Origin of the sequence: Solibacillus sp. FSL H8-0523, from assembly GCF_038051985.1 — a bacterium.
Lineage (GTDB): Bacteria > Bacillota > Bacilli > Bacillales_A > Planococcaceae > Solibacillus.
In genome coordinates, this window is sequence record NZ_CP150291.1 from 3,758,366 (window position 1) to 3,770,938 (window position 12,573).

Sequence of the window (12,573 nt, forward strand, 5' to 3'; positions counted from 1 at the left end):
CTGCTCACGCAAAGAAATACGCCTCCCACTTACCGTTTAACAGTCTTTTTCGTGTGGTAATACTGTGTCTGGGAAAATCTCTGTTGGATATTCACCTGTAAAGCAGGCCATGCAAAGCCCGCCTGTTTCACCTTCGAATGGACGGTCTGTTGCACGCACCATGCCTTCTACTGATAAAAATGTTAATGTATCTGCTTCGATAGCAACACGAATATCTTCTACGCTGTGACTAGAAGCGATTAACTCTTCATGTGTTGATGTATCAATCCCGTAATAGCAAGGATCCGTCATTGGTGGTGAAGAAATGACAACATGCACTTCTGCTGCGCCCGCTTCTTTTAACATACGAACAATACGCTTTGATGTTGTACCACGTACGATTGAATCGTCTACCATGACAACGCGCTTGCCTTTAACCACTTGAACTACTGGTGAAAGCTTCATTTTTACGCCGCGCTCACGTAATTCTTGTGTCGGTTGGATAAATGTACGGCCAACATAACGGTTTTTGATTAAGCCTAACTCGTACGGAATACCACTTTCTTCAGAGAAACCAATCGCTGCCGAAATCGATGAATCCGGTACACCTGTTACAATGTCCGCTTCAAGATGTGCACATTCTCTTGCTAGCTCTTTCCCCATACGTTTACGCGCCATATGAACGTTGACACCATCAATATTTGAATCAGGACGAGCAAAGTAAACATACTCCATTGCACACATCGTACGTTTGTCTGCTTCAACAAAGCTATCTACTTCTAAACCATTGTCTGAAATAATTAATAGCTCGCCTGGCTCAACTTCACGTACATATTCAGCACCGATTAAATCAAATGCACAAGTTTCAGAAGCTACGACATATGCATCGCCTAATTTACCTAATGACAGTGGACGTAAACCATTACGGTCGCGAGCAACAATCATTTGGTTATTTGCTAATAAGATAATTGAAAAGGCACCTTTTAATAATGAAAGGGCTTCTTTCACTTTTGAACGAAACGGTGAATGCTTCGATTTTTTAATTAAATGAACAACTACCTCTGTATCCGAAGTAGAGTTAAATAAACTACCAGAGCGCTCTAAAAATTGTTTTAAATGATTCGCATTCACTAAGTTCCCGTTATGCGCAATCGCTAAAGAACCTGTTGATGAACGGAATAAAAGTGGCTGAACGTTTTCAATTCCCTTCCCACCTGCTGTTGCGTATCGTGCATGCGCAATGGCAGCATGACCTGTTACTTTACGTAATTTGTCCTCGTTAAATACGTCATTGACAAGTCCTTCACCACGTACAGCTTGAAGTTGCTGGCCGTCTGTTGTGACGATACCAGCTCCTTCTTGTCCGCGATGTTGTAAGGCATGTAAGCCGTAATAACTTAAGTGGGCTGCATCTGGGTTACCCCAAATACCAAATACGCCACATTCTTCATTTAAGCCTCTGATTTCAGCAAGCATGGGATTGCTCCTTTCCAAGCAGAACGGAATTCCTCCACTGTACCTTCAACAAGTACGCCAGTTTCACCGTTAATTGTTAGTTTTGCGTCTTCTGTTACTGTACCGATTTTTTTAGCGTCTACTGCAATCGCTTCAAACGCAGCTGCATTTTCAGCTTTTACTGTTAACACAAAACGTGATTGTGATTCGGCAAATAATGCTGTTGTTGCTGAACCTGTTAGTGTTGCTTCAATACCTAAGCCGTTCGCTGCAAATGTTTTTTCTGCAAGCGCAACTGCTACGCCGCCTTCAGAAACGTCATGCGCGGATTGTACTAAACCTGCACGAATTGCTTCTAAAATTGACGCTTGACGCGCTGCTTCTACGTTTAAATCGATTGTTGGCGCTTGACCAGAGATGTTACCTTCGATTAATTTTTGTAATTCAGAACCACCGAATTCTAGTTTCGTTTCACCGATTACGTACACCACATCACCAGCAGCTTTCACTTCTTGTGTTGTTACGTGTGCTAAATCTTTTACTAAACCAACCATACCGATTGTTGGTGTTGGGTAAACCGCTTCACCTGAACGCTCATTGTACATTGATACGTTACCACCAATTACTGGTGCATCAAGTGCTAAACATGCTTCCGCGATGCCATCCGCTGATTTTTGGAGCTGCCAGAAGATTTCTGGTTTTTCTGGGTTACCGAAGTTTAAGCAGTCTGTAATCGCAAGTGGTTGTCCACCTGAACATACGATGTTACGCGCTGCTTCTGCAACTGCGATTTTACCGCCTGTTGTTGGATCTAAATAGATATAGCGAGAGTTACAGTCTGTTGTCATCGCTAACCCTTTATTTGTGCCACGTACACGTAACACCGCAGCATCAGAACCTGGTGCTACAACTGTATTTGTACGTACTTGGTAATCATATTGATCGTAAACCCACTCTTTAGAAGCAATTGTTGGTGCTTTTAAAAGTGCCGTTAACGTTTCTTTGTAATCTGTTACTTGTGGTTCAGCATTTTCCATTGCTTGGAACGCAGCAAAGTAAGCTGGCTCTGCTTCTGGCATAATGTAAACAGGTGCATCTTCAGCAAGTGCATCTGCAAGTACTTCTGCAACCACTTCACCGTTGTGGATTAGGCGTAGCATTTTGTCGTCTGTTACACGGCCTACTGCTACTGCATCTAAATCATATTTATCAAAGATCGCTTTAATTTCTTCTTCACGACCTGCTTTTACAACTAATAACATACGCTCTTGAGACTCCGATAACATCATCTCGTAAGCTGACATGTTTGTTTCACGTTGTGGTACTAAGTCTAAGTTCATTTCTACACCCGTGCCTGCTTTTGAGGCCATTTCTGCAGAAGATGACGTTAAACCTGCCGCACCCATATCTTGAATTCCGACAAGAGCGTCTGATTTTACAACTTCTAAACAAGCTTCAAGAAGTAATTTCTCCATGAATGGGTCACCAACTTGTACAGCTGAGCGTGACTCTTCAGTATCTTCAGTTAACTCTTCGGATGAGAATGTCGCACCGTGAATCCCGTCACGACCTGTTTTTGCGCCAACGTACATCACTGTGTTCCCTACACCAGCAGCAATACCTTTTTGGATGTCCTTATGATCGATTAAACCTACACACATTGCGTTTACAAGTGGATTGCCTTCGTAGCAAGGGTCGAACTGAATTTCGCCACCAACTGTTGGTATCCCGATACAGTTACCGTAACCAGCGATACCAGCTACAACTTCCTCGAATAAGTATTTACCGCGCGCTGTTTTTAACTCGCCAAAACGTAATGAGTTCAGCATCGCAATTGGACGTGCACCCATTGAGAATACGTCACGGATAATGCCGCCTACACCTGTTGCCGCGCCTTGGTATGGCTCGATTGCAGATGGGTGGTTATGTGATTCCATTTTGAATACAACGGCTTGGTCGTCACCGATGTCAACGATTCCCGCACCTTCACCAGGACCTTGCAAGACTTGAGGACCTTTTGTTGGGAATTTGCGTAAAACTGGCTTCGATTTTTTGTAAGAGCAGTGCTCAGACCACATTACTGAGAATAGACCTGTTTCTGTCCAGTTTGGAATGCGACCTAATTTTTCGATTGCTAAATCAAACTCCGCATCTGACATACCCATGTCCGCATATAGACGCTGCTCTTTAATTTGCTCTGGTGATGGCTCGAAATTAGTTGTTGACATGTTGTTCCCTCCACTGCATAACAATTGATTTGAATAATTTAAGACCGTCTGCGCCACCAACGATTTCGTTTGCTGCACGCTCTGGGTGAGGCATCATACCAAGTACGTTACCTTCTTTGTTGACGATTCCAGCGATGTCTTCTAAAGAACCGTTTGGATTTTCACCTTCGTATGTGAATGCGATTTGATTGTTCGCTTTAAGTTCTGCTAATGTTTCTTCGTCACAGTAATAGTTACCTTCACCGTGTGCGATTGGAATGTTGATTACTTCGCCAGCTTCATACTGATTTGTGAATAATGTGTTGTTGTTTTCAACTTTTAACTGCACTGTACGACACATGAACTTTAAGTTTTTGTTACGGAGTAACGCGCCAGGTAGTAAGCCTGCTTCCGTTAAGATTTGGAATCCGTTACAAACGCCTAATACTGGCTTGCCAGCTGCAGCAAATTCTTTTAATGCTTTCATGACATTCGATTGGTTGGCCATTGCGCCACAACGTAAGTAGTCACCATATGAGAAACCACCTGGAACTAATGCACCGTCAAAACCTTCTAATGAGTCTGCTGTGTGCCAAACGTATTCTACTTCTTCACCTAATTCGTCTTTAATCGCATGATACATGTCGATATCACAGTTAGACCCTGGGAAAACGAGTACTGCAAATTTCATGATTATGCCTCCTCGATTTCGTAGCGGTACTTCTCGATTACCGTATTTGTTAACACTTTTTCGCACATTTCTTTCACGATTGCTTCTACATCGCGGTCAGTATCTGCGATTTCCACTTCTAAATATTTACCGATACGAACGTCTGTAACTTCCGCATAACCGATTTTTTGTAATGAACCTTGAACAGCTGACCCTTGTGGATCTAAAATACTTTCTTTTAATGTTACGTAAATTTTAACTTTCTGCATGACTTATTTGCCTCCAAGTTTTTGTAAAATAATTTCGTATACTTCAGTAATACTGCCTAGATCACGGCGGAATACGTCTTTATCAAGCTTTTGATTTGTCTCTGTGTCCCATAAGCGACACGTGTCAGGTGAAATTTCATCGGCAAGTAGTACATTGCCATCCTTATCACGACCGAATTCTAATTTAAAGTCGACTAATGTCACACCTACGTCAGCAAAGATGGGGCGCAGCACTTCGTTTACTTGTAGCGCTGCATCATATAAGCTTTGCACTTCTTTAGGTGTCGCAAGATCTAACACGTCAATATGCTCATTTGTAATGAAGGGATCCCCTAATTCGTCATCCTTGTAATAAAACTCAACGATTGGACGCTTCAGTGCTACCCCTTCTTCAAAGCCTAAGCGTTTTGCTAAGCTTCCCGCAGCGATGTTACGTGTTACCACTTCAATTGGAATAATGTCGACTTTACGTACAAGCTGTTCATTAGCAGAAAGGCGTTTCACGAAATGTGACGCAATTCCGTTTGCTTGTAATTTTTCGAAAATTAAAGTCGTGATTTGGTTATTTAAATTTCCTTTACCAGCGATTTCGGCTTTTTTCTCACCGTTAAACGCTGTCGCACTATCCTTATATTCTACAAAAAGAATGTCTTCTTCCTGTGTTTGATATAATCGCTTTGCTTTACCTTCGTACAAAAGTTGACCTTTTTCCATGACGTATTCCTCCAAAAAGTTAATTGATTTTGTTACACCTTCTAAAAGGCTTTTCAGGAAAGGTTCACCAAGTGATGAACCTCAGCCCTAATTTAGTTCAGTCCTAAACGTTCAAAAATGTAATCGACGTTTTGAATGTGATAGTTGTAATCGAAGCAGTCGTTGATTTCTTCAGGTGAAAGGTATGAAGTAATCTTTTCGCTTGCTTCTACTAATGGACGGAACTGAGTTTGTTCATCCCATGAGCGCGCTGTTAACGGTTGAACCGTATCGTACGCTTCTTCACGAACTAAACCTTTATCAATTAATGCAAGTAGAATACGCTGTGAGTAAATTAACCCAAATGTACGCTCCATATTGCGTTTCATATTTTCAGGGAATACCGATAAGTTTTCGATAATGTTGCCGAAACGATTTAACATGTAATTTAATGTAATCGTGGCATCTGGAATAATGACACGTTCAGCTGATGAGTGCGAAATATCGCGCTCGTGCCATAGTGACACGTTCTCGAAAGCTGTTAGCATATAGCCGCGCATTAAGCGTGCCATACCTGTCATGTTTTCAGAGCCGATTGGATTACGTTTATGCGGCATTGCCGAAGAACCTTTTTGACCTTTTGCGAAGCCTTCTTCCACTTCACGTGTTTCGGACTTTTGTAAGCCGCGCACTTCTGTTGCGAACTTTTCAATAGATGTCGCGATTAATGCTAATGTTGAGAAGTACTGTGCATGACGGTCACGTTGCAGCGTTTGTGTTGAGATTGGTGCAGCTGCTAAACCTAGATGCTCACATACATACGCCTCTACGCGAGGGTCGATGTTGGCATATGTCCCAACTGCCCCACTCATTTTACCGGTTTCAATGACCGTTGCAGCCGCTTCGAAGCGTTCAATGTTACGCTTCATTTCCTCGTACCAAAGGGCAAGCTTTAAACCAAATGTAGTCGGCTCTGCGTGCACTCCGTGTGTACGACCCATGCAAACTGTTTTTTTATGTTCAATCGCTTTTTTCTTAATGATTTCAAGGAACTTCGTTAAGTCTTTGCGCAAAATATCATTTGCTTGCTTAATTAAGTAAGATAACGCTGTATCTACCACGTCTGTAGAAGTTAAACCGTAATGTACCCATTTACGTTCATCCCCAAGTGCAGGTGTTTCTGAGACAGCGCGAGTGAACGCAACTACGTCATGGCGCGTTTCCTTTTCGATTTCGTAAATGCGTTCGATATCGAAGTCGGCATTCGTACGTAATTTAATAACATCTTCTTTTGGAATTTCACCAATTTCAGCCCATGCTTCACAAGCTAAAATTTCTACTTCAAGCCAAGCTCGATATTTATTTTCTTCAGTCCAAATTGCGCCCATTTCGGGACGAGTGTAGCGTTCAATCATCTTTTTATGCTCCTTCTACTCTGGCCAAATACCAGAATCCTCGATTTGTTTTAGTGTCGTGTTTAAATCATCGGTCATAATCGTAACATGACCCATTTTGCGATTAACTTTTGCTTCTGATTTACCGTAAAGGTGTACAGACCAATCTGGATATTTCGAAATAGAGTTTGTTAAAGATACAACATGCTGTCCTAGCACATTCACCATGATTGATGGTGCCCATAGCTCTGGTTTGCGTAATGGCCAGCCACAAACAGCGCGGATATGCTGTGTGAACTGTGAAATATTGCACGCCTCAATTGAGTAATGACCTGAATTATGTGGTCGCGGTGCGCATTCGTTGATGACAATACTACCATCTTCTAATACGAACATTTCTACTGCTAATGTGCCGACTAACTGTAAGTAGTCTGCAATCTTCATTGCCGCCTCTTCTGCTAACGCTGCTGCGTTAGCTTCGATGCGTGCAGGCACAATCGTTTCATGTAAAATGTGATTCACATGAATGTTTTCGCCTACTGGCAAGCAGTATGTTTCGCCATGGCCGTTACGTTGAACAATGACTGAAATCTCTTTCGTAAATGGTACAAAGCCTTCTGCGATGCATTGTGAATGTTCAAATAACCCTTTTGCAAGTGACAGGTCCCCTGCTGATTTTAGCAGTTGCTGTCCTTTGCCATCATAGCCGCCGCGTGCCGTTTTCACGATGCATGGGAAGCCAATCTCCTGAATGTGTGCTTCAAGCTGTTCATATGTATCTGCCACGATATACGGCGCTACTGGACAACCAGCCTCAACAATCATCGCTTTTTCCGTTACACGATTTTGTGTAATCCGAACAAGCTCTGCTCCTTGTGGTACGTAAGCCATTTGCGTTAAACGCTTTAAGCCCTCGTAATCAATATTTTCAAATTCATACGTAATGACGTCACTTACCTCAGCTAATTCTTCAAGGGCCGCCTCGTCATCATACGCTGCAACAATGCGAATATCTGCCACTTGTCCACAAGGTGAATCCATTGTTGGTTCAAGCACGGCGATTTTATAACCCGCTTCTTTTGCCGCCATCGCCATCATACGGCCAAGCTGACCGCCACCGATGATTCCGATTGTTTGTCCAGGATAGATCATTTTTGTCACGTTAGGTCACCCGTGCTTTCTAAAACTTGCGCTTTCGTTGCTTCACGACGTGCGTCAAGCTTAGCGGCAAGCTCTATATCAAAGGCTCCTAAAATTTGAGCTGCTAGTAAACCAGCATTCGTTGCCCCAGCTTTACCGATTGCAACGGTTGCTACCGGTACGCCACCTGGCATTTGTACGATTGATAGTAGGGAATCAAGACCGTTTAGTGCACGAGATTGTACAGGTACACCAATAACCGGTAATGTCGTTTTTGCTGCAACCATTCCTGGTAAGTGAGCTGCCCCGCCTGCACCAGCAATAATTACTTGAATACCACGATTACGAGCAGCATCTGCGTACTCAAACATTAAATCAGGTGTGCGGTGTGCCGATACAACTTGCTTTTCATAAGGTACTCCAAGCTCATCTAAAATGTCACATGCATGCTTCATTGTTTCCCAATCACTTGAACTTCCCATAATAACGCCAATTTTCGGATTCATGAGTTTCGCTCCTTTAAACATCTTCTCCACTTACGCTTAAGTTTCTATTCTATTAACGAAAAAAGTCCTCAAATAAACTACTCTCTACGCATGAGAAAGCAGTTTACTTGAGGACTCGTTTGAAAAGAATATGAAGATGATAGCATCTCTATCCACACCCTTTAAAGTAATCGTACCAAAAGTTGCTTTCCCACATAGTCCGGAATTTACGGTACCGGGTAGAGACACTAGAGCCATATTCTCTAGCATATATGAGGGATTAAATGTTTTTCCTGTACACATTTTATCAAGGGTTTGAAAGAAAATCAATGCAAAAATGCGAACGATAAATTTTCAGAAAACAATATCGTTCGGTTTTTAGTCGATAATCGAATTATTCTTCAACTAATATCCCTTTGAATTGAATTTTTTGACGTAAGTATACCGGTTCTCCATTTACTTCCTCAAATACTGGTTCTTCCTTACGTCCAAATGGCATATAGCCATCTTTCTTCATTCGTTCAAGACATTGCTCGATTGTTTCATTTTCTTGTACTTCATACCATACTTGCTTTTTTGCCAAACCGGTCATCCTTCCAACTTTCAATATCGCTCTTACTATACCACGTAATATTATAGGCAATCTATCGGAACGATTTGCAATTGTGAACGATTTGTCACAATTTTATAAGTATTGAAAAAGGAGTACCATTCCGGCACTCCTTCAACATTACTCTGTAAATTCCATTTGTTCGATAATCGGTAAAATCTGTTCGATTGTTAGATCTGGATTATCTAACATCACATTGTAACGTAAGCCTTGCTCATCCCACTGGATTAACTTAAAAACTTCTAAATCTAACACTTTTCCGTTTACGCCACGCACCTCGAGTGTTTCCTCGTCTTCATCTAATGCTTGTAAGGGTTTAAAGACAGATAATGAAAATTGTTGGTCATCCTTTTCATACGTTAATGCGATTTCACCTGTCTCCTCCATATTCATATCTTCAATCATTTCTAATGTATAGCCAGTTGATTCGGGAACAATTAAAAATGGCCCTAATTTTTCTTTCGCCTCGTCTATTGTAATTTCTACGGGAAGCTTAATTGTTTCTGTATCGATTACGACATCATCTGGTAAATCCACAATGAACTGTGCATCATCAATTTTGGCGTTCGGTTCAAATTTTGTAAACTCTGACGATACAGTAAGGTCTCCACTAGTGGTAACCGACTTTAATGTCATCCATGTCTTTTTATCCACCCAAATTTCCATATCGCCAAATAATGATTTCGAGTCTTTTGCTTTCGCAATCAGATGGTACGTATCATGACCTGCAATTTTTTCATCATCACCAATTGTAATTTCATGTGAATCTTTAATTTGTTCTAAAACGCGTAATGCTTGCTCCTTTAACGTCGGTTGCACCAGTCCTTCGCTGCCTTCACCTAGCTCAAGTATCATGGCTGTATTCGTCGACTTTGTATAGGAAGTCAGTTTCTTGCCATCGTTAATCGCTAAAGACTCCTCACCCGTTGAATCCATGACTTCCACACGATTTTTACCGTTTTTCTCCCATTGCTTTGATTGTACCTCTGTCCCATCATTCATGACGATTTTGTATTCACCATAATAAGAAGTAAGTTCAGACGTTTCCTGCAATGCTTGATTTAAAATTTCCTGCGGTGAAAAATCTGTTGTACTACCACAACCTGCTAATGATAAGGTTAAAATTAATGCTGCTGAATAAATGATTTTCTTCATAGTTCCGGCTCCTTTGTTGGTAGCCATAAGATAATGGCCGTTTGATTTTTATGTGAAATCGCTTGAATTTCACCGTTATGCTTTTCAATTATTTGTTTGGAAATGCTTAAACCTAGCCCTGCCCCACGCTGACCTATGTTACTACGCGATTCATCTAACTGATGCAGTGGCTCGAACATTTTTTGACACTGCTCTTTAGAAAGGGTAGCCCCGCTATTTTCGATTACGAGATATAAACCCTTATTCGTAAAATAGTTGTTCAATGGCTCCCATTTTTGTGGAATGTGCTCACGTTCAAACACAGCGATTGAAATGGTACCGCCTGGATTCGTGTACGTCCATGCATTAGAAACAAGATTATCGACTACGCGCATCAACTGCTTTGGATTAACCAGATAGTCGTTCTGAAGCTGAATGGATGTTGTCGCATTAAAACCCATGTCAACACTGATTTGTTCATAATCCCCTAGCAACATCTCGAAAAATTCAGCGCCATCGACTTCTACAAGTTCCATTTCATATGATTTTGATTGGAGTAGTGTAAACATCATCAAATCGTCTAGTAGCTGCTTCATGTAATCTGACTTACCATATATAATTTGTAAATACTCCTGCTGATCCTGTTCACTTAACTTCCCTGCAAGTAAGCTTTCGCTATAGGCTTGAATTGATGTTAATGGTGTTTTTAAGTCATGCGAAAGACTTGCAATCATAAACTCCTTTTGACGCTGTTCGCTATCTAACTTATCACGCGTTGCAACAATTTCCTGCTGCATCATTTGGAAGCTTGCCATTAACTCGCCAAGCTCATCCTTTCGAATAGCTAGTATTGTCGTCGACTCCCCTTTTGCGAAAAGCCGCATTTGTTCAATTAACTGCTTTGCTGGTCGGTTTAAACGGCGATTTAAAAAGTACACAACTGCGCCATACAATAGAAGTAAGATAACAATTAAACTACCGACAACTAGTGCAGTTTTGGAATTGATCTCTTCCGTCCATTCGGTACGAGCAAGTGTAATTTTATATACTCCTTTGATTGCCGTATCTTCATAAACAGGTTCTTTATAAACAAAGGTCTCATAGTTTTGTTTCAACTCATACAAATTTTTATACAACGTACTTTTCGCCTCAAAGTTGCTATAGGAACCTAGTGGATTTGATGAATAATAGACTTTTCCGTTCGGACTATAAAGTGTAATCATTAATTGATTTGACGTTAATGCTTCAATTTCACTAAAACCCTGCCTACTTGAATAAAGGGTTGGGTCATCTAATAACTCCTTTAACTCTGTCACCTGCGACCAGGTCTTAAAATATTCCTCTACGTTTTTATCTTGATAATAGGCATTAATAGACACGTATAATCCGTAAAGTGCGCCAAGCGGGATGAGCATCACTAGTAAATATGTGACAAGTAGCCAATATTTAATTTTCATAACGCCTCACCAATGAAACGGTAGCCCTTCCCCCAAACCGTTTCAATAAAGTGGGGTGTCTTCACAGGGTCCTTTAATTTTTCACGTAGTGCCTTAATGTGTACCGTCACCGTATGTGTTTGATCCAGCTCAACTTGCTGCCAAACATGGGTGTATAATTCATCTTTTTTAAACACATTGAACGGATGCTGTATAAATAGTTTTAACAGTGCGAATTCCTTGTGCGTTAAATTCACTTTTTCGTCATCCACATAAATTAACTCTTTCTCTAAATCAACGGTTAATCCATGTGCAAATTTTAATAAGCTCTGCTCAACAGTTACTTTGTTATAACGCCACCAACGTCTGAGTTGAGATCGAACGCGGGCTTTTAACTCTTCTAATGAAAATGGCTTTGCTAAATAATCATCGGCATCTTGTAGGCCCTCGACTTTATCCGCATCCTCGCTTTTCGCACTAATCATAATAATGGGCACGTCACTTTGTAGGCGGATTTGTTCAATCATAGTTAGCCCATCCATTTCAGGCATCATCCAATCGACAAGCACTAATGAATAGTTGCCGGCAGAAAAATCTTCTAATCCTTCAATGCCCGTTGTCGCCCACGTTACAAAATAACCTTCCTTCGTTAACGTATCCTTAATAATGCGTGCAATTTCACGATCATCTTCTACTAAAAGAATTTGCTCCACTTCTTTCGCCTCCTGTATTTACTATAACGATTAATTCATTAGAAATTGGTAACTTTATAAATTCTTTATTTTTAGTATAACTTTTACAGCAATTTGTTGCGATGCGTATGGAAATTAATTTAAAAGACTAAAAGTGAAAAATACTTTCGGGGAGTAACTAATTAAGAAGATTTTAGTGAAGGCCTAATTAAATGAAAACACAAAAAAACCACTGATTTCTCAGTGGTTTTACGATTACCTAGCGACGTCCTACTCTCACAGGGGGAAACCCCCAACTACCATCGGCGCTAAAGAGCTTAACTTCTGTGTTCGGTATGGGAACAGGTGTGACCTCTTTGCCATCATCACTAGATTATTTGAAAGAATTATTCTTTCAAAACTGGATAAA

General features: G+C 41.0%; 12 protein-coding genes, 1 rRNA gene and 1 riboswitch. All 13 genes read right to left on the reverse strand.

Features of this window, described 5'->3' with window-relative positions; translation table 11 throughout:
* Positions 1–36: 36 nt before the first annotated feature.
* Positions 37–1,455, reverse strand: coding sequence for an amidophosphoribosyltransferase (purF, locus tag NSQ62_RS18810; RefSeq protein ID WP_341321595.1), 1,419 nt, complete (start codon positions 1,453–1,455; stop codon positions 37–39).
* Positions 1,431–3,662 carry a phosphoribosylformylglycinamidine synthase subunit PurL gene (gene purL / locus NSQ62_RS18815; RefSeq protein ID WP_341321596.1) on the reverse strand — a complete coding sequence of 744 codons (2,232 nt, stop codon included), beginning with the start codon at positions 3,660–3,662 and terminating at the stop codon, positions 1,431–1,433. Before purL ends, purF begins: the two co-directional genes overlap by 25 nt.
* A complete protein-coding gene (gene purQ, locus NSQ62_RS18820) occupies positions 3,649–4,332 on the reverse strand; it encodes a phosphoribosylformylglycinamidine synthase subunit PurQ (protein WP_341321597.1) in 684 nt (227 codons plus the stop codon). Before purQ ends, purL begins: the two co-directional genes overlap by 14 nt.
* Positions 4,333–4,334: 2 nt before the next feature.
* Complete coding sequence (purS, locus tag NSQ62_RS18825; RefSeq protein ID WP_341321598.1) at positions 4,335–4,580, reverse strand: phosphoribosylformylglycinamidine synthase subunit PurS; 246 nt, start codon at positions 4,578–4,580, stop codon at positions 4,335–4,337.
* Between the two features lie 3 nt (positions 4,581–4,583).
* Positions 4,584–5,294, reverse strand: coding sequence for a phosphoribosylaminoimidazolesuccinocarboxamide synthase (purC, locus tag NSQ62_RS18830; protein WP_341321599.1), 711 nt, complete (start codon positions 5,292–5,294; stop codon positions 4,584–4,586).
* 92 nt (positions 5,295–5,386) lie between these two features.
* Positions 5,387–6,688, reverse strand: coding sequence for an adenylosuccinate lyase (gene purB, locus NSQ62_RS18835; RefSeq protein ID WP_341321600.1), 1,302 nt, complete (start codon positions 6,686–6,688; stop codon positions 5,387–5,389).
* Positions 6,689–6,703: 15 nt separating this feature from the next.
* Positions 6,704–7,828, reverse strand: a complete 1,125-nt coding sequence (gene purK, locus NSQ62_RS18840) for a 5-(carboxyamino)imidazole ribonucleotide synthase (RefSeq protein WP_341321601.1) — start codon at positions 7,826–7,828, stop codon at positions 6,704–6,706.
* Positions 7,825–8,313: a 5-(carboxyamino)imidazole ribonucleotide mutase gene (purE, locus tag NSQ62_RS18845; protein ID WP_341321602.1), complete on the reverse strand. Its 489-nt coding sequence runs from the start codon at positions 8,311–8,313 to the stop codon at positions 7,825–7,827. Before purE ends, purK begins: the two co-directional genes overlap by 4 nt.
* Positions 8,314–8,488: 175 nt before the next feature.
* Positions 8,489–8,588, reverse strand: a riboswitch (purine riboswitch).
* A gap of 98 nt (positions 8,589–8,686) precedes the next feature.
* On the reverse strand, positions 8,687–8,875 hold the full coding sequence (locus tag NSQ62_RS18850) for an NETI motif-containing protein (protein ID WP_341321603.1): 189 nt from the start codon (positions 8,873–8,875) through the stop codon (positions 8,687–8,689).
* A gap of 147 nt (positions 8,876–9,022) precedes the next feature.
* On the reverse strand, positions 9,023–10,057 hold the full coding sequence (locus NSQ62_RS18855) for a sigma-E factor regulatory protein RseB domain-containing protein (protein ID WP_341321604.1): 1,035 nt from the start codon (positions 10,055–10,057) through the stop codon (positions 9,023–9,025).
* Positions 10,054–11,493 (reverse strand): HAMP domain-containing sensor histidine kinase, encoded by a 1,440-nt coding sequence (locus NSQ62_RS18860; RefSeq protein WP_341321605.1) that lies wholly within the window; start codon positions 11,491–11,493, stop codon positions 10,054–10,056. The genes NSQ62_RS18855 and NSQ62_RS18860 overlap by 4 nt, the downstream gene beginning before the upstream one ends.
* Entirely contained in the window at positions 11,490–12,185 is a 696-nt protein-coding gene (locus tag NSQ62_RS18865; protein WP_341321606.1) for a response regulator transcription factor, read from the reverse strand. The genes NSQ62_RS18860 and NSQ62_RS18865 overlap by 4 nt, the downstream gene beginning before the upstream one ends.
* Before the next feature lie 236 nt (positions 12,186–12,421).
* Positions 12,422–12,537 (reverse strand): 5S ribosomal RNA (rrf, locus tag NSQ62_RS18870).
* Positions 12,538–12,573: the final 36 nt, after the last annotated feature.